This is a genomic window from Elizabethkingia argenteiflava, assembly GCF_009904105.1.
GTDB classification, from domain to species: domain Bacteria; phylum Bacteroidota; class Bacteroidia; order Flavobacteriales; family Weeksellaceae; genus Elizabethkingia; species Elizabethkingia argenteiflava.
This window is the reverse complement of sequence record NZ_JAAABJ010000066.1, coordinates 1-290: the sequence shown is the minus strand read 5'-3', so window position 1 is coordinate 290 and position 290 is coordinate 1. Positions and strand designations below refer to the sequence as shown.

2 pseudogenes are annotated in these 290 nt (G+C 38.3%); both read right to left on the bottom strand.

The annotated features are described in order from the left end of the window. Positions 1-111: pseudogene (locus tag GNY06_RS13885) on the bottom strand (IS5 family transposase); the annotation flags it as partial. Next, a pseudogene (locus GNY06_RS00330) lies at positions 86-290 on the bottom strand (hypothetical protein); the annotation flags it as partial. The pseudogenes GNY06_RS00330 and GNY06_RS13885, both read right to left, overlap by 26 nt.

Genomic DNA, 290 nt, shown 5'->3' with positions numbered 1-290 from the left:
TCTATACCCAGCATCAGCAAGGATACATTTAAACTTCATAAGTCCTTCATTTAGCATTCTAATTAAAAGTAGTCCAGCCTTACTGTCATGAATATTGGCAACACATAGCATTACTGCTATTAGAAAGCCATTCTTGTCTACTACCACATGACGCTTTATACCTTTTTATCTTCTTATTACCTTCTACTCCGTGAAGCCCTCTGTTATTACCCCAACGTACACTTTGACTATCCATAATCCCTAAACTAGCTTCAGCCTTTTGCCCCATTTTTATACGTACCCTCATGCGT